14 protein-coding genes are annotated in these 19086 nt (G+C 73.2%); 5 read left to right on the forward strand and 9 right to left on the reverse strand.

Features of this window, described 5'->3' with window-relative positions:
* Positions 1 to 127: 127 nt before the first annotated feature.
* Positions 128 to 1432, forward strand: a complete 1305-nt coding sequence (locus tag QIS96_RS06695) for a sensor histidine kinase (RefSeq protein ID WP_282541459.1) — start codon at positions 128 to 130, stop codon at positions 1430 to 1432.
* Between the two features lie 32 nt (positions 1433 to 1464).
* Here QIS96_RS06695 and QIS96_RS06700 read toward each other — a convergent pair whose 3' ends face one another.
* Together QIS96_RS06700 and QIS96_RS06705 are read right to left on the reverse strand one after the other, a co-directional pair.
* The gene (locus QIS96_RS06700) at positions 1465 to 1974 is read right to left on the reverse strand and encodes an SUKH-3 domain-containing protein (protein ID WP_282541460.1); all 510 of its coding nucleotides are present in this window, start codon (positions 1972 to 1974) and stop codon (positions 1465 to 1467) included.
* An 83-nt stretch (positions 1975 to 2057) separates the two neighbouring features.
* Positions 2058 to 2582, reverse strand: a complete 525-nt coding sequence (locus tag QIS96_RS06705; protein ID WP_282541461.1) for a YwqJ-related putative deaminase — start codon at positions 2580 to 2582, stop codon at positions 2058 to 2060.
* A 307-nt stretch (positions 2583 to 2889) separates the two neighbouring features.
* On the opposite strand from QIS96_RS06705, the gene QIS96_RS06710 reads away from it, so the two are divergent.
* Entirely contained in the window at positions 2890 to 3915 is a 1026-nt protein-coding gene (locus tag QIS96_RS06710; RefSeq protein ID WP_282541462.1) for an SMI1/KNR4 family protein, read from the forward strand.
* A gap of 72 nt (positions 3916 to 3987) precedes the next feature.
* On the opposite strand, the gene QIS96_RS06715 is transcribed toward QIS96_RS06710, so the two are convergent.
* Complete coding sequence (locus QIS96_RS06715) at positions 3988 to 4227, reverse strand: hypothetical protein (RefSeq protein WP_282541463.1); 240 nt, start codon at positions 4225 to 4227, stop codon at positions 3988 to 3990.
* Positions 4228 to 4282: 55 nt separating this feature from the next.
* On the opposite strand from QIS96_RS06715, the gene QIS96_RS06720 reads away from it, so the two are divergent.
* Complete coding sequence (locus QIS96_RS06720) at positions 4283 to 6934, forward strand: SUKH-4 family immunity protein (protein WP_282541586.1); 2652 nt, start codon at positions 4283 to 4285, stop codon at positions 6932 to 6934.
* Positions 6935 to 7179: 245 nt separating this feature from the next.
* Positions 7180 to 8088, forward strand: a complete 909-nt coding sequence (locus QIS96_RS06725) for a cellulose-binding protein (RefSeq protein WP_282541464.1) — start codon at positions 7180 to 7182, stop codon at positions 8086 to 8088.
* Between the two features lie 189 nt (positions 8089 to 8277).
* Here the strand turns inward: QIS96_RS06725 and QIS96_RS06730 are convergent, their stop codons facing one another.
* The 4 genes from QIS96_RS06730 to QIS96_RS06745 all read right to left on the reverse strand — a co-directional run bounded on the left by QIS96_RS06730 (position 8278) and on the right by QIS96_RS06745 (position 13741).
* The gene (locus tag QIS96_RS06730; RefSeq protein WP_282541465.1) at positions 8278 to 9993 is read right to left on the reverse strand and encodes a sodium/solute symporter; all 1716 of its coding nucleotides are present in this window, start codon (positions 9991 to 9993) and stop codon (positions 8278 to 8280) included.
* Positions 9990 to 10409 (reverse strand): DUF485 domain-containing protein, encoded by a 420-nt coding sequence (locus QIS96_RS06735; protein ID WP_282541466.1) that lies wholly within the window; start codon positions 10407 to 10409, stop codon positions 9990 to 9992. Before QIS96_RS06735 ends, QIS96_RS06730 begins: the two co-directional genes overlap by 4 nt.
* Before the next feature lie 145 nt (positions 10410 to 10554).
* A complete protein-coding gene (locus QIS96_RS06740) occupies positions 10555 to 12153 on the reverse strand; it encodes an MFS transporter (RefSeq protein ID WP_282541467.1) in 1599 nt (532 codons plus the stop codon).
* Between the two features lie 172 nt (positions 12154 to 12325).
* Positions 12326 to 13741: a DUF2079 domain-containing protein gene (locus QIS96_RS06745; protein ID WP_282541468.1), complete on the reverse strand. Its 1416-nt coding sequence runs from the start codon at positions 13739 to 13741 to the stop codon at positions 12326 to 12328.
* Between the two features lie 563 nt (positions 13742 to 14304).
* On the opposite strand from QIS96_RS06745, the gene mfd reads away from it, so the two are divergent.
* Positions 14305 to 17838, forward strand: coding sequence for a transcription-repair coupling factor (gene mfd, locus QIS96_RS06750; protein ID WP_282541469.1), 3534 nt, complete (start codon positions 14305 to 14307; stop codon positions 17836 to 17838).
* A 21-nt stretch (positions 17839 to 17859) separates the two neighbouring features.
* On the opposite strand, the gene QIS96_RS06755 is transcribed toward mfd, so the two are convergent.
* A complete protein-coding gene (locus QIS96_RS06755) occupies positions 17860 to 18234 on the reverse strand; it encodes a MerR family transcriptional regulator (protein WP_282541470.1) in 375 nt (124 codons plus the stop codon).
* Positions 18235 to 18270: 36 nt separating this feature from the next.
* Positions 18271 to 19032 carry an SDR family NAD(P)-dependent oxidoreductase gene (locus QIS96_RS06760; protein ID WP_282541471.1) on the reverse strand — a complete coding sequence of 254 codons (762 nt, stop codon included), beginning with the start codon at positions 19030 to 19032 and terminating at the stop codon, positions 18271 to 18273.
* Between the last annotated feature and the right edge of the window lie 54 nt (positions 19033 to 19086).

Here is a 19086-nt window from a genome sequence, read left to right on the forward strand (position 1 = left end):
AGTTTGAGCGATTCACCAGTTCGGGTAATACCGGCGCGTTTCGCTTCCGGTCGGAGGGTGGATCTGCCAGTGCCCCGGTGTCGGAAGTGGCCGGTCGAGTGTCGGTGTGCGCCCGTACGCTGGAGGCATGACCACGACGGGGGTAGGGCACCACGAGGCGGCCGGGGGGCCGTGGTGGTGGGGGCGGCGGCGTAGTGCCGTGTTCGATGTGGGGCTTGCGGTGGCGTCGGCGGGGGAGTGTGCCGCCGAGGGGGTCGCGTTCGCCGGCCGGGCCGGGGTGCCGGTCGCGGTGGGCGTGCTGTTCGGGGCGTTGGCCGGTTCGGTGCTTGTGCTGCGGCGGCGGTGGCCGATCGCGGTGGTGCTGGTGTCGATCGCGGTGACTCCGGCGAACATGGGCTTTCTGCTGACGGTGGTCGGTCTGTATTCGCTGGCCGCTTCGGAGGTGCCGCGGCGGATCACGGCTGCGCTGGCGGGGATGTCGCTGGCGGGCACGATGATCGTGACGTTCGTGCGGTCCCGGCAGGACATGGCGCAGGGGAATCTCGAGCTGGGCGAGTGGTTCGTGCCGTTCATCGCGGTGACGGCCTCGTTGGGTGTGACGGCTCCGCCGTTGCTGCTCGGGCTGTACGTGGGGGCGCGGCGGCGGTTGATGGAGTCGTTGCGGGAGCGTGCGGACAGCCTGGAGCGGGAGCTGCAGTTGTTGGCGGAGCGTGCGGAGGAGCGTGCGGAGTGGGCGCGGAACGAGGAGCGCACGCGGATCGCGCGGGAGATGCACGACGTGGTGGCGCATCGGGTGAGTCTGATGGTGGTGCATGCGGCGGCGTTGCAGGCGGTGGCGCGTAAGGACCCGGAGAAGGCGGTGCGGAACGCGGCGTTGGTGGGGGACATGGGCCGGCAGGCGTTGACGGAACTGCGGGAGATGCTCGGGGTGTTGCGTACGGGGGAGTCGGGGCGGTCCGCGCCGGTGCCGTTGGCTGCGGTGGGGGAGGCGGCGGCTGCGGCGGCTTCGCGGGCGCAGGGGGAGGACGGTGCGGAGGGTCCGTGTCTGGCGGATCTGGAGGAGTTGCTCGGGCAGTCGCGCTCGGCGGGTATGGCGGTGGATCTGTCGGTGGAGGGGGTGCCGGGGGGTTATCCGGCGGAGGTGGAGCAGACCGCGTACCGGGTGATTCAGGAGGGTCTGACGAATGTGCACAAGCATGCGTCGGGCGCGAAGACGTATGTGCGGTTGGCGCATCGCGGGGGTGAGGTGGCGATGCAGGTGGAGAACGAGCCGCCGCCGGAGGGTGTGGGGGATGTGGCGCGGTTGCCGAGTGGGGGCAATGGTCTGGTGGGGATGAAGGAGCGGGTGGGGGCGCTCGGTGGGGTGTTCGTGGCGGGGCCGACGGATGCGGGTGGGTTCCGGGTGTCGGCGGTGATTCCGGCTCGGGGGTAGCGGGGAGCTGGGGGCGGCTTGGGGTGCCGGGTTCAGCTTGCGGTGAGGCGGGTGGGCATGACGCCGGAGATGAGGGTGTCGAGGGCGGCGTCGATGTCGGGGCCTGCGTACCAGTCGCCGGAGTGGTCGAGGGCGTAGACGCGGCCTTCGGCGTCGATGGCGATGAGGGCCTGGGTGTCGGTCTCTTCGCCGAGGGGGCACATCTCGGTGTCGAGGGCGCGGCCGAGGTCGCCGAGGGTGCGGGCCATGTGGAGGCCGAGGAGGGGGTCGAAGTGGATGGAGACGGGGGCGATCTGGCGGCCGGGGCCGGTGGGGGTGAGGGTGAGGCCGCCGAATTCGGCCCAGACTTCGACGGCTGCGGGGAAGACGGTGTGCCGGTGGCCGGCGGGTGAGGTGTGTACGCGCAGGGCGTCGGCCCAGTGTTCGGCCTGCTTGATGTCCCAGCGGCCGGGTTGCCAGCCGGATTCGCGGAGGGCGGCGTCCACGGTGACGGAGAAGCGGGTCGTGGAGGTGCGCGCGGCGGCGCGGTCGGTGGTGGGCATCAGCCTTGTCCTTCCGTCGGTTCGGTGGGCCTGGGTCGGGGGGCTGTTGCCGACCGGGTCGGGCCGGGGTCGTGCGGCACTGCCTAGTCCTCGGCGTCCTCGGTGGGTCCGGTGGGTTCGGCGGGGGCGACGACGCGTACGCCGAAGTGGGCGATGAGGGCGCTGCAGGAGCGGCAGGGGGTGGCGAAGGCTCCGTGGAGGGGGTCGCCGGCTTCGCGGATGCGTCGGGTGGTGAGTTTGGCGTGTTTGAGTGCTTTGCGGGCTTCGCTGGGGGTGAGGGGTTTGCGTTGGGCGCGCTTGGAGCGGCCTGCTTCGACGGCGCTGAGGTGGCGGGAGAGCAGCAGCGCTTCGGGGCAGCGGCCGGTGGAGCGTTCGCGCTGGCCGCTGGTGAGGGTGTCGAGGAAGTCCTGGACGAGGGGGTGCAGTTCGGGGGCGGTGTCGCCGCGGCCCGCGGTGGAGGTGAGGGTCTCGCCGCGTACGGAGAGGGCGGCGGCGACGGTGGGGAGGATGCCGTCGCGGCGGTGCCGGAGTACGGGGGGCGGGGTCGCCGCGGTGGCGCTCCAGCTGAGGCGCGGGTCGCCTGTGCTCTGCGGGTGTGCGGTGTGCATGTGTGCTCGGTCCCCTCCCTAGGCCCTGTCCGGTGGATCCCGTGGTGGTGACCCCTGGTGGCACCTCCGCACTCCCCGGAGTGCGGGGACAGCCTGCCAAATGGGGTGGCTGGTGCGGAAGCTGGGTCTGTGTGTGTTGTGTCGTTTTCGTCGTACCGTCACGTACGGGTGACCGCAGGTCACGGAAGCGGAGGCCCGGTGACCGGGGGTGCGGCAGCGCTTAGGCTGTGGCGTGTCGGCCGTGCGCGGCCGGTCCTTGATCGAACTCGTTCCGAACCTTTCAGATGCGCCGCAGGGGGCAACCGCCATGACGACAGGTCGGCTCGGCCTTGGGGTATCGCCCGGTTCCGAGGCCGGTTCCCGGGCTGGGGCTGCCGCGCCGCCGAACGCGGCGTACGCCGGTCAGCTCGTGCACTTTCCGGATCCGGTGCGGGCCGCGCGCCATCCGCGGGGGGTGCGCGTGGACGCGGACGGCTATCCGGACTTCTCGCCGTACGCGCGTGCCGCCGCGGAGGTGGCGGAGCCGCCGGAGGGTTTCGGCGTGGACGAGTTGCGGCTGACGGACTACGTGTCGGCGAACGCGGCGCTCGCGGCGGACGGTCATGAGCTGTGGGACACGATCCCGGCGGTGGCGACGCCGCACGGCTGGACGTGGCATCACGTGGCGGGGACGCGTCGCCTGGAGTTGATCCCGGTCGAGGTGAAGGCGCTGCTTCGGCATCACGGCGGAATCGCGACGGCGGCGGTGGACCAGCGGAAGCGGGGCACGCGCCCGTTGCAGGAGACGCTGCCGACGCATTTCCGGCTGCCGAAGTCCCGGCTCGCGGTGTCGGAGCAGGATCTGTCCGGCATGGAGGAGGACCTGGGGTACCGGCTGCCGGGTGCGTACCGCTCGTTCCTGAAGGCGGCGGGGGGTTGTGCGCCGGTCGGGGCGGCCCTTGACGCGGAGTTGGGGCTGCTCGTCGATCAGCCGTTCTTCACGGTGCGCGACGAGGCGGCGGTCAACGACCTCTTCTACGTCAACAAGTGTCTGCGGGACCACCTGACGAAGGACTACCTCGGGGTGGCGTTCGTGCAGGGCGGGATCGTCGCGGTGAAGGTGCGCGGGGACCGGCTCGGCTCGGTGTGGTTCTGCCCGTACGACGATGCCCGGGACCGGGACGGTCTGGCGATCGAGGAGCGGGTGGAGCAGTTGCTGCTGCCGTGCGGTGAGGACTTCGACGTGTTTCTGTCCCGTCTTGCGGGCAATCCGCCGGAGTTGGAGACGGTGGCGAACCTGATGGTGGACGGCGGCTTCGCGCGTGCCGTGCCGCTGTCCGCGGTGGGGGAGTGAGCAGGCGATGGTGACGTTCGCGCAGGCGCAGGAGCGCGCCGAGGAGTGGATCAACGGCGACGTGCCCGCGTATCAGCACCGGGAGGTGCGGGTGCGCGAGTTCGACCTGGGCTTCGTGGTGTGGGCGGAGGACCGTGAGGACGGTCCGCGCTCCGAGGGTGGCAGGCAGCGCCTGGTGATCGCCCGGGACAGCGGCGAGGCGACGCTCTGGCCGGGCCTTCCGGTGGGCGAGGTGATCAGGCGGTACGAGGAGGAGTACGCGGCTGCCGAGTCGCCGGCCGCGGCGGCGAGCCCGGAGCGGGTGGACCTCAATCAGACGTCGTTCCTGCTGAGCCCGCCGGAGTGGCTGCAGGAGGCCGCGGACCAGATGGGGATCGGGGAGCGGAGAGGGGCTGCTGGTTCTTCTGCCGGTTCTTCTGCTGGGGCTGGTTCTGGTGGGGCTGGTTCTGCTGGATCCTCTGCTGGTGCTTCTGGGGGGTCGGCTGTTGCCGGGCCCGAGGTTCCGGCTGCGCCCGCGCCCGCGCCCGCGCCTGCGCCCGCGCCCGCGCCCGTTCCTGAGCCTGCGCCTGTTCCTGCGTCCGCGCCTGTGGATGCGACGCCGTGGGCGGGTACGGACACGAACGCGGACGACGACGATCGTTCCGTCTCCCTGCCCAACACCGTGACAGCGCCCGCCCTTTCGGGTTCGGACGACGATGGTGCGGCGTCGCCCGCCGTCGCGCCGGACGCCAAGACCGAGCTCATGGAGGGCGGCAGCCAGCTCCCGTCGACCGCGGTGTCCCCGGCGTACCAGCGCGAGGAGCAGTCGGCCGCGCCGCCGGCGCCTCCGGGTGTGCCTGCGGCGCCCGGTGTTCCGGGTGCGCCGGAGCCGTCCTCGTACGGGTACCCGCCGGCGCCGCCCGCTCCGCCTGCGCCGCCCGCGGCTCCGCCCGGTCCGCCTGCCGTGCCGGCGGCTCCGGGGGTGGAGGACGTCTCGGAGGCTCCGCAGGCTCAGCAGGCTCCGGTCGCCGCCGATTCGACTCCTGCCGCTTCTGCCTCTGCTTCTGCTTCTTCTTCGGTTTCTTCTTCGGCTCCTTCGTCTGCGGCTCCTTCTGCGGGAGACGAAGTCGACGTCTCGTCCACGCCTTCGGGCGGGCCGTCCGACTTCGACGAGGCCCCGGCCGCCGAGTCTGCGCCGACCCCGCCGCCCGCCTCGGGTCCGGGTGCGCCCGGCACTCCTGCCGGTGGGTACGTGCCGACGCAGCTCGTCTCCGCGCTCGGCCCCGACGGGCCGCAGCCGCCCGGCCCGCCCGCGCCTCCGGCCGCGCCGTCGGCCGGTGGGACCGGGGGCGGTTCGGTGCATCAGGCGGCCACGATGTTCGCCGACCCGAGCGCGCTCGGCAGCCCTGGTGCGCCGCAGCCGCCTGGGCCGCCTGGGCCTCCGGGTGCTCCTGGTGCGCCCCAGCCGCCCGGTCCTCCCGGTGTGCCCGGTGCGCCGCAGCCTCCCGGCCCGCCCGGGGCGCCTGGTGCGCCCGGTGTTCCGCAGCCGCCTGGTCCGCCTGGGCCTCCCGGTGCTCCGGGTGCGCCGCAGCCGCCCGGTCCTCCCGGCGTGCCCGGTGGGACCGGGGGCGGTTCGGTGCATCAGGCCGCGACGATGTTCGCCGACCCGAGCGCGCTCGGCAGCCCTGGTGCGCCGCAGCCGCCTGGTCCTCCCGGTGCGCCTGGTGCTCCGCAGCCGCCTGGTCCTCCCGGTGCGCCTGGTGCGCCCGGCGTGCCTGGTGCGCCCGGAGCGGGGTCAACTCCCGGTGCCCCGGCGGCTCCTGGCGTGCCCAGTGGTCCCGGAGCGCCCGGTGGTCCCGGTGAGGGTGTGCATCACGCTGCGACGATGCTGGCCGGTCCCGCGGTCGGCGGCCCCGGCCAGCCCGGTCAGCCGACTCCGCCCGGAGCTCCCGGTGTTCCCGGTCCGCCGCCGGGTCCGCCGCCCGGTGCGCCGCAGCCGCCTCAGGGGCCGGGCCCCGGCCAGGCGCCCGCGTACGGCTATCCGCAGCAGCCGCCCGCCGGTCAGCCGACCGTCGGACCCGGCTACCAGGCCGTGCTGCGCTACCGCGCGCAGGACGGCTCCGAGCAGCAGCTGATCCGCCGCTCCGCGCCCGGTATGCCGCACCCGGAGTGGCAGATCCTGCACGAGCTGCGCGGCATGAACGTGCCGCCGCAGCAGGTCCTCGAACTCCACACGGAGTTGGAGTCCTGCGAGCTGCCCGGTGCGTACTGCGCGCGGATGATCCGGGAGACGTGGCCGCAGGCGCGGATCACGTCGATCGCCCCGTACGGCGCGGACCACGCCTCGCGGCAGCAGGGCATGCAGCAACTCCTCGCCCACCAAGGCGAGTTGCACCAGGTCGCGGACGGTCCGGCGCGGCCGGCGCCGGTGCGGGTGCCGGTGCAGCCGGTGCAGCCCGCGCCGCCGATCCCGCCGGACGGGGTGGCGCAGGAGCTGGCCGGCGCGTTCGGGCCGCAGGGCGTCTTCCGCTTCGACCAGCGGGCGGTGTCGCGGCAGGGCGTGCCCGACATCGTGGCGCACACGCTGATGTGGTCCGGGCTTCCGGTGGACGTCAGCCCGTTCTTCTGGGCGCAGGCCCAGCCGGGGCGGCCGGTGCCGACGCTGGCCGAGCTGGCGCAGGAGCGCGGGGTGCAGCCGGCGTCCGACGCGGGCTCGTACCTGGTGATGGGCAGCGACTTCGGCCGGGCGATCTGTGTGCAGTACGGCACGGCGAACATCGTGGCCGTGCCGGTCGAGGCCGGGCCCGGCGGTGCTCCGGCCGTGCCGCAGTTCGTCAACACCGGGCTGCCGGAGTTCGTCCGCTGCCTGGCGCTGCTCGGGCGGATGTGGCGGCTGCGGTACGGGCTCAACCAGGAGCAGGCGGGCCGCTGGACGGTCGACTTCCAGCAGCAGTTGGCGGCGCTGGACGGGGCTGCGCTGGGCTCGCCGGACAACTGGTGGTCGGTGCTGCTCGAGCAGATGTGGGACGGCTTGCTCTAGCTCGCGGTCCGAGCACGGCTCTGGCTCTCGGCGCCGGATTCCGCCTTCAGGGGCGGGGTCCGGCGCCGTGTCGTTTCCGTACGGCTGTGAGCGTGCTGGTCTGTGGTTCGACCCCGGATTCCGACTTCGCCCGGTTTTCGCGCATCCTTGACCGAGGACATGGGTGGAGTGTTGCGGTATGAGCGCTTCGGCATGATCCATCAAGATGTGCGCCGAAGAGACCTGCGGGAAGAAGAGGTTCCAGGATGAGTGCAGTGCCGTCGTCCCCCGGCTTCACTGTCGTACGGGGCCGTGGCTACCGGCCGCAGCAAGTGGACGCGTACGCCCAGGGCTTGTACGCCGACCGCGACGACGCCTGGGAACGGGCGGCCCGGCTGACCGTGCTCGCCAAGGAGATGGAGGACGAGGCCGCCCGGCTGCGCGAGGTCGTGGCGCGGCTCGCTCCGCAGACGTACGAGACGTTGGGCGCCGGTGCGCAGCGGCTGCTCGCCACGGTCCAGGAGGAGGCCGACGAGGTGCTCGACACCGGGCGGGCGGACGCGCTGCGGGCGGCCGAGGAGGCCGAGGCGTACGGGCGGGCGCAGCGCGAAGAGGCCGCCGCGCACGCCGAGTCGGTGCGCGGCGCGGCCGAGGAGCATGCGCGGCGGGTGCTCGACGCGGCGCAGCGCGAGGTCGACGAGGTCCGGGTCGGGGTGCGCAAGGAGACCAAGGAGCTGCGGAGTGAGGCGCTCGCCGTGCTGCGGGACACCCGGCAGCGGTGCGAGCGGCTCCTCGCCGACCAGGCGAAGGGGCAGGCGGAGCAGCGCGAGACCGAGCAGCGGGAGGAGGCGGAGCGGGTCGCGGCGACGGAAGGCTGCGAGTCTGAGCTCGGCGAGACCGGTGAGGCGCGGCGCGCGGAGGCCGAGCGGGCCCTCGCCGAGGCGGAGGAGTCGGCCCGGCACGGGCAGGAGGACGCGGACGCGCGCGCGGCGGAGGTGCTTGCGGAGGCGCGGCTGCGGGTGGAGCGGCTTGAGCGGGAGACGGAGCGGGTGCTGCGGGAGCACGCGGAGGCGGCGGCGGAGATGCGGGCGCACATGGACCATGTGCGGAGCAGCCTCGCGGCGTTGGTGGGGTCGGCGGCGGTGCCGGGGGTGCCGGGGCAGGCTTCGGGGTGAGGTTCGGCACCGTCGACGTGGGTGCCGTCAGATCGCCCTGCGGGCTCGTCCTCAAGCGCCGGACGGGCTGATTCTGCTCCCCTCCCCGCCCCTTCCCGAAAGCTTGCAGCAGCTTCGGGGCTGCGCCCCGGACCCCGCTGTCCTTCGGCTGCCGCGCCGTCGTGGTTGCTCGCGCAGTTCCCCGCGCCCCTAGCGGGGTCGTACGCCTGCCAGGATTTCCGCTTCCACCTCCTCGTACCGGCGGCGTTGGTTCGCTCGGGGCTCGGGTGGGGTGAGGATCGTGCCGAGCCAGCCGAGGAGGAAGCCGAGGGGGATGGTGACGATGCCCGTGGTGGTGAACGGGAACCAGTTGAAGTCGTGGTCGGGGAAGGCCGAGCCGGGGTGGCCGGAGACCAGGTTGGTGCCGGGGAGCAGGACGAGCACGGCGAGGGTGCCGCCGGCCAGGGTGCAGATCAGGCCCGTGCGGGTGTAGCGGCGCCAGAACAGGCTGTAGACCAGGGCCGGGGCGAGGGCCGATGCGCCCAGGCAGAAGGCCATGGAGATCAGCGGCTGCAGGTTGAGGTGTTGCACGGAGATCGCGAGGGCGATGGCGGTGAGGCCGACCGCGGCCGTCGAGGCGCGGGCGGACCGCAGCTCGCGGCGGGCGTCGCGCGGGCGGGAGGGGGCGAGGAGGTCGTGGGCCAGGGAGTTCGCGCAGGCCAGGATCATGCCGGCGACCGAGGCGAGCACCGTCAGGAAGACCATCGCCGTGACGGCCGTGAAGAGGAAGGTCTCCAGGGTCGGTGACTCGGGGCCGAACACGGCTTGCGCGGTGAGCAGCAGCGCCGTGTCGCCCTGGCCGTCGCCGGCCGCGAGCCGCTCCCGGCCGACGAGCGCGGTCGCGCCGAAGCCGATGACGGAGATGAGCAGGGCGAACACGGTCACGGACGCGACGGCCCAGGACATGGAGCGGCGTACGGCGGGGGCGCTGCGCGGCGCGTACATGCGCATCGTGACGTGCGGGAGGCAGGCGCCGCCGAGGACCACGGTCAGCTCGGAGGAGATCATGTCGAGCCGCGGGGCGGCGCCGCCCGCGAACTGCAGGCCGGCCTCCAGGAATCGGGGCCCGAGGCCGCTGCCGCGTTCGGCGGCGGCGAGCAGCGCGCCGGGGCTCCAGCCGAAGCGGTGCAGGACGAGCCCGGCGAGCAGCGTGCCCGCGCCGAGCAGCAGCACCATCTTGATGAGCTGGATGAGGGCGGTGCCCTTCATGCCGCCGATCGCCGCGTAGCTGATCATCAGCGCACCGAGCAGCAGGATGCAGCCGGCCCGCAGGCCCGGCCGGTCGACGCCGAGGAGGAACACCAACACCTCGCCCGCGACGGCCAGTTGGACGACCATGAGGGGGAGGAGGGCGGCGAGGGTCGCGGCGCAGGCCGCGATGCGGACCCCTCGGGAGCGGCCGGGTGAAGGGCCGAAGCGGTGGGCGAAGACGTCGCCCATCGTGAACCGGCCCGCGTTCCGCAGGGGTTCGGCGAGCAGGAACATCAGCAGGACCAGGGAGAGCGCCGTGGACAGGGCGAGGGCCACGCCGTCGTACCCGGTCAGGGAGATCACGCCGATCGTGCTGAGGAGCGTGGCCGCGGAGATGTAGTCGCCGGCGACGGCGAGGCCGCTCCGCGCCGGGGGCAGGGAGCGGGAGCCGGTGTAGAACTCGTCGAGGTCGTCGCGGTCGGGGCCGGTCAGCACGCACAGCAGCAGGGTGAGCGTGGCGACGGCGGTGAAGGCGATCAGGCAGGCCGTGCGGGTGCCGGGTGAGCCGAGGTCGAAGGGTTGTGCGGCGAGGTCGAGGGGCTGTGCGGCGAGGTCGAAGGGCTGTGCGGCGAGGTCGAAGGGCTGTATGGCGAGGACGCGGGCGGCCGCCGTCATCGCCGGGCCGCCAACTCGGCCTGGCGGCGCAGCCGTTCGGAGAGCGGGTCGACGGCCCGGCGGGCCCGCCATTCGTACACGGCGATCGCGGCGAGCGTCACCGGCAGCTGGCAGGCGCCGAGCAGCAGCCCGGCGCTGAGGCCGCCGTCGACGCGCAGCGTCATGAAGCCGGGGGCGTACGCGGACAGGACCAGGAAGAGCGTGAAGTAGCCGAGCGCGGTGGCGGCGGCGACCCGGCGCAGCCACTTGTAGGCGGAGCGCAGGATGCGGATGTCGCTGTGCCGCCCGAGCGCGGGCCCGCTGGGCCGACGCCGTGGCGCGGCCGCCTTCGGGGCGCGGGGCAGCCAGGGGTACGTGAGGTGGGCGGAGTCTTCGTACGCGTGCGGGGTCGGCGGAGCGCTGTGGGGGTCGTGCATAGGGGTGCTCCTTGCGCGCATCCGGTCCGGGGCGGGACCGCGGGGAGGCCCGGTACGTTACTCGCAGGTAGCGCAAAGGTGGAGGGGTTCTCGCGAACTGATCAGTCCCTGGACAGCTCCTGGTCAGTCCTTGGTCGGTACCTGGTCAGTCGACGCGGGGCACCTGTGACTGACGGTTCTCCTGGGACTGCTGAGGCGCTCCGGAGGCGGGGCGGGAGGCGTGGGATTCGGCCGCCGGCGCCTTCGCCTCCGGCTTCGCTCCCGGATTCGCCTCCGGCTCCTGCTTCAGTACGGGGAAGCGGCGCGGGGCGACCGTGAGCAGGACGACGAGGGCGAGTCCGGCGGCGCAGGCCGCGCCCAGGTACACCGCGTCGACGGCGGCGTCGATGGCGCGGCGGACGCCCGCGTCGCCCGGGTTGCGTGCGGCGGAGTCGAGATCGGCCGAGCCGCCGAGCCGGGCCGTGAGGACGCCGTTGGCGATCGCGCCGAACACCGCGGCGCCCACGGTCTGGCCGATCTGGCGGCAGAACAGCACGGAAGCGGTGGTCGTGCCGCGCTCCGCCCAGCCCACCGTGGACTGCACGCCGACCATCAGCGGCAGCTGGAACAGGCCGAGCGCGGCGCCGAGCAGCAGCATGATCAGCGCGGGCTGCCAGGCGGACCCGGGATACGGCACCAGCTGGAACGAGAGCAGGATCAGGGCGGCCGCGGCCATGCCGACGACGGCGGTGTTCCGGAAGCCGATGCGCCGGTACACGTGCTGGCTGAGGGCCGCCGACACCGGCCAGCTGAGCGTCATCACGCTGAGCACGAACCCGGCGGCCACCGGGTCGAGGCGCAGCACGGACTGCGCGTACGTCGGCAGGAACACCGTCGGCGCGACCATCAGGAGGCCGAGCGCGCCGAGGGCCAGGTTCACGGCGGCGATCGTGCGGCGCCGCCACACCCAGCCGGGGATGATCGGCTCGGCGGCGCGGCGCTCGATGAACACGGCGGCCACGGCGAGCAGCGCGCCCGTGCCGAAGAGCGTGAGGGACGGCGCGGACAGCCAGGGCCAGGCGACGCCGCCCTGCACGACGGCGGTGAGGAGGACGCCGCCGCAGGCGAACACGGCCGCGGCGCCCGCCCAGTCGATCCGGCTCTCGGCGGCGTGCGAGCGGGCGGGCTCGTGCAGGTGGCGGGCGATCAGCCAGAGGGCGACGGCGCCGACGGGCAGGTTGATCAGGAAGATCCAGCGCCAGTCGGCGTACGCGGCGAGCACCCCGCCGAGACCAGGACCCGCCACCGCGGACACGGCCCACACGGTGGACAGCTTGGCCTGGATCTTGGGGCGTTGCTCCAGCGGGTACAGGTCGGCGGCCAGGGTCTGGACGGTGCCCTGGATGGCGCCGCCGCCGAGGCCCTGCACGACCCGGAAGGCGATGAGGGCGGCCATGTCCCAGGCGCCGGCGCAGAGCAGCGAGCCGAGGAGGAACAGGGCGATCCCGAAGAGCAGCACCGGCTTGCGGCCGAAGGTGTCGGAGAGCTTGCCGTAGACGGGCAGGGTGACGGTGACGGCGAGCAGATAGCCGGAGAACAGCCAGGAGAATACGGAGAAGCCGCCGAGGTCGCCGACGATCTGCGGGACGGCGGTCGCGATGATCGTGGCGTCGAGGGCGGCGAGCGCCATGGCGAGCATCAGCGCGGCCACGACGGCGCCGCGCCTGCGCGGGCTGCTCACTCCGGTTCTCACTCCGGTTCTCACTTCGGATCCCGCCTCGGATCCCGCCTCGGGTATGCCTTCCGCTGCCGCCACCGGCCCAGATCCTTTCCCCGTACATCCAATTCGCGCCGTCGGACACCATCTCACCCGGGCCGGTACGGCGGGAGGGGGCCGAGGTGGGCCGGGCGCGGGCTCGGGGGGGGCGGGCCGGGGGTCAGAGGACGCGCTTGAGGACCAGGTACTCGCCGGCGGCGCCCGTGATCTCGTACGTCGCGTCCGGGTGCAGCTCGCGGGCTGTGCGCAGCGGGTCCGGGTACTTGCCGCGGGTGTTGTCGAGGGCGATGTACTCGGGGGTGACGCCCTGGGTGTTGCCGATCCAGAACACCTGGCAGCGGGAGGTCAGCCGGCTGATCGGGGCGATGTTGGCCTCGACGCTCGCGCCGTCCGGGATGGCGTGGAGCAGCTCCTTGGCGGCGGCGAGGCGCGGGCGTTCGCGGTACGTGGCGGACTCGGTGAGCGTGCCGAGCGGCAGGGCCGTCGTCAGGGCGAGCGCCGCGGCGGCGACGGCGGCCGGCAGCTGGTGCGCGTACGACCGCAGCCAGGGGCGGGGGCTGCGGCGGCTGCGATCGAGCGCGTCGACGAGGGCGAGCGCGACGACCGGCATGAGCACGGCGCTGTAGTGCCAGTCCGTGCCCCAGTAGTGGCTGTCGCCGGAGACGAAGCGCCAGCCGAGCGTGGGCAGGGCGACGAGCAGGAGCGGGGAGCGCAGGGCGAGCAGCCCGGTGGTGGGGATCAGCAGCCAGCCCAGGGTGCGGAGCTTCTCGCCGAGGCCGTCGAACGGGGTCGGGCCCTCGCTGACCTTGACCCAGTAGTCGTAGCCGCCGGTGGTGTTGAAGGCGGGTATGAGCACGGTGAACGTGAGCAGCGCGGCCACGGCCCCGAAGGCGGCGAGCCCGATCGCGTACGGCAGCACGCGCGGCTGCGTCCTCCTGGCCCGCAGGGCGACGACGACGGCGAGCGCCGAGCAGGTCAGGCCCAGGTCCTCCTTGACGAGGACGAGCGGCAGCGCCCACCACAGGGCGGCCCGCCACCGCTCGCGCAGGACGGCCTCCAGGGAGAGGGCGATCAGCGGCACGGCGAAGGCGATCTCGTGGAAGTCGAAGTCGACGGCGCGCTGCAGCCCCCAGGACAGGCCGTACGCCGCTCCGATCGCGAGGCCGCGGGCCCGCCCGAGCAGCCGGGCCGCGACCCGCGCCACGACGGCGGCGGACAGCGCGAACAGCGCGGCCTGCGCGAGGAGCAGCGTCACGGGCGAGGGGAACGCGCGGTAGAAGGGCGCGAGGAGGGCGGTGACGGGGCTGAAGTGGTCGCCGAGGATGTGCGCGCCGGGGCCCTTGAGGTCGGCGATCGGCGCCTGCAGGTGGGCGTAGGCGCGGATCGCCTGCTCGAAGATCCCGAGGTCCCAGGAACGGTTCTCCATCCGGTACCAGCGGAGTACGGAGAGGAGGGCGTACGCGGTGAAGAGTGCGGTTGCGAGGAGGTACGGGTCGTACTGCGGGCGCGGGGCGGAGGGGCGCGCGGCCGGCGTGGGGGTGTCGTCGTGGGGGGTGACGAGGTCGGTGCCGGGCATTGGGCCATGGTCTCAGGGCTCGGCTTCTCCCCCTCCCCGCCCCTTCCCGAAGTCCTCGGCGGACAGCCCCCGGGGGCTGCGCCCCCGACCCCCGCTCAGGCCGGGGCTGCGCCCCGGATTCCGACCCTCGCTCAGGCCGGGGCTTCGCCCCGTTCCCGGTTGTTTTTCGGCTGCCGCGCCGTTGTGGCTGGTCGCGCCGTTCCCCGCGCCCCCACCGGGGCTGCGCCCCGGTCCTCCGTGCCCCCGGCCGTCGCGCCCACGCGGCGGAGCCGCAGATGTCACAGCCCCGCGCCCCTGTAGGGCACCCCAAAATTCAGCCCCAGCTCGCAAAATCCAGCCCCTCCGGCGTTTGAGGAGCGGGGGTTCGGGGGCTGGCCCCCGAGCGGGGTCCGGGGCGGCAGCCCCGGGGGATGGGGGTCTGGGGGCGCAGCCCCCGGAGCTGTCCGCAGGACTTTTGGGGAGGGGCGGGGTGGGGTGGATGCGGCGTACGCTGGAGAACCCCCCGGCCCGTACGACGTGTCGGGCGTCTCGCGTTGCTCGCTTCCCGGACGGAAAACCCCTTCATGAGCCTGCACGGTCTGCTCGACGCGGTCGTCAAGGACGCCGCACTCAACGACGCGGTGAAGGCCGCCGCCGACGGCCACCGTCGGCACGTCGACCTCGTCGGCCCGCCCGCCGCGCGCCCCTTCGCGATCGCCGCCCTCGCCCGCGAGGCGAAGCGGACGGTGCTCGCGGTGACCGCCACAGGCCGCGAGGCCGAGGACCTGGCGGCGGCGCTGCGCTCGCTGCTCGACCCGAGCGGGGTGGTGGAGTACCCGTCGTGGGAGACGCTGCCGCACGAGCGGCTCAGCCCGCGCAGCGACACCGTCGGCCGCCGTCTCGCCGTCCTGCGCCGCCTCGCGCACCCGAGCACGGACGACCCGGAGACCGGCCCGGTCAACGTGGTCGTCGCGCCGGTGCGGTCGGTGCTGCAGCCGCAGGTCAAGGGGCTCGGCGACCTGGAGCCGGTGAGCCTGAAGCAGGGCCAGTCCGTCGACCTGAACGACACGGTGGAGGCGCTCGCGGCCGCCGCGTACGCGCGGGTCGAACTGGTCGAGAAGCGCGGCGAGTTCGCGGTCCGCGGCGGCATCCTCGACGTGTTCCCGCCGACCGAGGAGCACCCTCTCCGGATCGAGTTCTGGGGCGACGACGTCGAGGAGATCCGGTACTTCAAGGTCGCCGACCAGCGGTCCCTGGAGATCGCCGAGCACGGCCTGTGGGCGCCGCCCTGCCGCGAGCTGCTCCTCACCGAGGACGTACGGGAGAAGGCCGCGGCCCTCGCCGAGCAGCACCCGGAGCTGGGTGAGCTGCTCGGGAAGATCGCCGAGGGCATCGCCGTGGAGGGCATGGAGTCGCTGGCTCCGGTCCTGGTGGACGACATGGAGCTGCTGCTCGACGTGCTGCCCGAGCAGGCCATGGCCGTCGTGTGCGACCCGGAGCGGGTGCGGACCCGCGCCGCCGACCTGGTGGCCACGTCGCAGGAGTTCCTGCAGGCCAGCTGGGCGGCGACCGCAGGGGGCGGCGAGGCGCCGATCGACGTGGGCGCGGCCTCGCTGTGGGGGATCGCGGACGTCCGGGACCGGGCCCGTGAACTCGGCATGATGTGGTGGTCCGTCTCGCCGTTCGCCGCCGACGACGCGATGGACGAGGCCGACACCCTGAAGCTCGGCATGCACGCCCCGGAGTCGTACCGCGGCGACACCGCCCGCGCCCTCGCCGACACCAAGGGCTGGCTGGCCGACGGCTGGCGCACGGTCTACGTGACGGAGGGCCACGGCCCCGCGTCCCGTACGGTCGAGGTGCTCGGCGGCGAGGGCATCGCGGCCCGGCTCGACGCGGACCTGGCGGAGATCTCCCCGTCCGTGGTGCACGTGGCCTGCGGCTCGGTCGAGTACGGCTTCGTGGACGAGGCGCTGAAGCTCGCCGTGCTCACCGAGACCGACCTGACCGGGCAGAAGGCCGCGGGCAAGGACGGCCAGCGGATGCCCGCGCGGCGCCGCAAGACCATCGACCCGCTCACCCTGGAGCAGGGCGACTACATCGTGCACGAGCAGCACGGCGTGGGCCGCTACATCGAGATGGTGCAGCGCGTGGTGCAGGGCGCGACCCGCGAGTACCTGGTCGTGGAGTACGCCCCGGCCAAGCGCGGCCAGCCCGGCGACCGGCTCTACATCCCGACCGACCAGCTGGAGCAGATCACCAAGTACGTCGGCGGCGAGGCCCCCACGCTGCACCGGCTCGGCGGCGCCGACTGGACGAAGACGAAGGCGCGCGCGAAGAAGGCCGTCAAGGAGATCGCCGCCGACCTGATCAAGCTGTACTCCGCGCGGATGGCGGCGCCCGGCCACACCTTCGGCCCGGACACGCCCTGGCAGCGCGAGCTGGAGGACGCCTTCCCGTATGCGGAGACCCCGGACCAGCTCACCACGATCGCCGAGGTCAAGGAGGACATGGAGAAGTCGGTCCCGATGGACCGGCTGATCTGCGGCGACGTCGGTTACGGCAAGACGGAGATCGCGGTGCGCGCCGCGTTCAAGGCGGTGCAGGACGGCAAGCAGGTCGCGGTGCTCGTCCCGACGACGCTGCTCGTGCAGCAGCACTTCGGCACGTTCACCGAGCGGTACGGCCAATTCCCCGTCAACGTACGGGCGTTGAGCCGCTTCCAGACGGACACCGAGTCGAAGGCGACCCTGGAGGGGCTCAAGGACGGCGCAGTCGACATCGTCATCGGCACGCACCGCCTGTTCTCCTCCGAGACCAAGTTCAAGGACCTGGGCCTGGTCATCGTCGACGAGGAGCAGCGCTTCGGCGTCGAGCACAAGGAGCAGCTGAAGAAGCTCCGCGCCAACGTCGACGTCCTGACGATGTCCGCGACGCCCATCCCCCGTACGCTCGAAATGGCGGTCACCGGCATCCGCGAGATGTCCACGATCACCACCCCGCCCGAGGAGCGGCACCCGGTCCTGACCTTCGTCGGGCCGTACGAGGAGAAGCAGATCGGCGCGGCCGTCCGGCGTGAACTCCTGCGCGAGGGCCAGGTCTTCTACATCCACAACCGTGTCGAGTCCATCGACCGCGCGGCGGCCCGGCTCAGGGACATCGTCCCGGAGGCGCGCATCGCGACCGCGCACGGCCAGATGTCCGAACAGGCCCTGGAACAAGTGGTGGTGGACTTCTGGGAGAAGAAGTTCGACGTGCTCGTCTCGACCACGATCGTCGAGTCCGGCATCGACATCTCCAACGCCAACACCCTGATCGTGGAGCGCGGCGACAACTTCGGCCTCTCGCAGCTGCACCAGCTGCGCGGCCGTGTGGGACGAGGAAGGGAACGGGGATACGCGTACTTCCTGTACCCGCCGGAGAAGCCGCTGACCGAGACCGCGCACGAACGCCTCGCGACGATCGCCCAGCACACCGAGATGGGCGCGGGCATGTACGTCGCGATGAAGGACCTGGAGATCCGCGGCGCGGGCAACCTGCTCGGCGGCGAGCAGTCCGGGCACATCGCGGGCGTCGGCTTCGACCTGTACGTCCGCATGGTCGGCGAGGCCGTGGCGGACTACCGGGCATCCCTTGAGGGGGGCGTCGAGGAGGAGCCGCCGCTTGAGGTCAAGATCGAGCTCCCGGTCGACGCGCACGTCCCGCACGACTACGCCCCCGGCGAGCGCCTGCGCCTGCAGGCCTACCGCGCCATCGCCTCGGCCAACTCCGAGGAGGACATCGCGGCGGTACGCGAGGAACTCGTCGACCGCTACGGCAAGTTGCCGGAGCCCGTGGAGAACCTGCTGCTCGTGGCGGGCCTCAGGATGCTGGCGCGGGCCTGCGGCGTCGGCGAGATCGTGCTGCAGGGCAACAACATCCGCTTTGCGCCGGTGGAGTTGAGGGAGTCGCAGGAGCTGCGCCTCAAGCGGCTCTACCCGGGCACGGTGATCAAGCCGACCGGGCAGCAGCTGCTCGTGCCCCGGCCGAAGACCGCGAAGGTCGGCGGGAAGCCGGTGGTCGGACGGGAGCTGCTGGCCTGGGTCGGGGAGTTCCTCACGACGATCCTCGGCTCGTAACGGCCCGTTCGGTCCCGTTGCTCAGGCCACCGGTCGGACGCGTCCGCCGGTGGCCTGCCGCAGTTGTGCGGCGAGCCGGTCGCGTACGGCGGTCTGCGCGGCGATCCGCCGGTCGATCACCGCGAGCCGGTCGAGGACGACCCGGAGCCCCTCGCCGGACGGCTTCGTGGCCGCGATGTCCCCGTCCAGGCAGGGCAGGAACACCCGGACGTCGTCGAGGGTGAGCCCCGCGTCGAGCAGGAACCGGATGTTGCGGACGCGTACGACGGCACGCTCCGCTTCGTACACCCGGTAGCCGTTGGGGGTGCGCGCGGAGTCGAGGAGGCCGGCCTCCTCGTAGTGCCGCAGGGCGCGCGGCGATGCTCCGGTCGCCTCCGCCAACTGCCCGATCCGCACCGCTGCCGCCCCCTCCGGTCTCTTCGGTCTCTTCGGTCATGTGACGACCGCTCCGCCGTCCACCGGAAGGATGACACCGGTGATGAACGAGGCGCCAGGCGACGCGAGCCGGGTGATCGCCCAGGCGACCTCCTCGGGCCGGCCCACCCGCCCCATCGGGGTGTGCGCCAACTGCCAGGCGCGGACGGCCTGTCGCTGCTCGGGCGTGAGACCGGAGTGCTCGCCGATGGGCGTGTCCACCGCGCCGGGCGCGACGGCGGCGACGCGGATGCCGCGCGGCGCGAGGTCGACGGCCCAGCTGCGGGTGAGGAGTTCGAGCGCGGACTTCGTGGCGGGGTAGAGCGAGTTGCCGGGCCAGCCGCGCTGGCCCACGGACGTGGTGACGTTCACGATCACGCCCCGGCTCTCGGCGAGCGCGTCGAGCGCGGCCTGGGCGAGCAGGACGGGGGCGACGAGGTTGGTGCCGAGCTGCAGGTCGATCACGTCGCGGGTGTACGTGCCGAGCTGTGCGCTGCGGACGACGCCCGCGTTGTTGACCAGGACGTCCAGGCGGCCGTGGGCGTCGAGGACGGTACGGACGATCTGCTCGGGGCCGCCGTCGGCGGTGACGTCGGCGACCAGCGGGGTGATCGCGCCCTCGCGCCCGGAGGCGGTCTCGGCCAGGGGCTCGGCCCGCCGCCCCACGGCGACGACCTGCTCCCCCTCGGCGGCGAAGGCGCGGGCGGTGGCGCGGCCGATGCCGGTGCCGGCGCCGGTGACGAGGACGACTCGGGGGGTGTGCTGCTGTTCGGAGGTCATACGGAGAGCGTCGGACCCTCACGCCAGCGGCAAGGTCAAGCGCGGGTCCAAGCG

The sequence above is a fragment of the Streptomyces cavernicola genome (genome assembly GCF_029968035.1).
In the GTDB taxonomy this organism is placed as follows: Bacteria; Actinomycetota; Actinomycetes; order Streptomycetales; family Streptomycetaceae; genus Streptomyces; species Streptomyces cavernicola.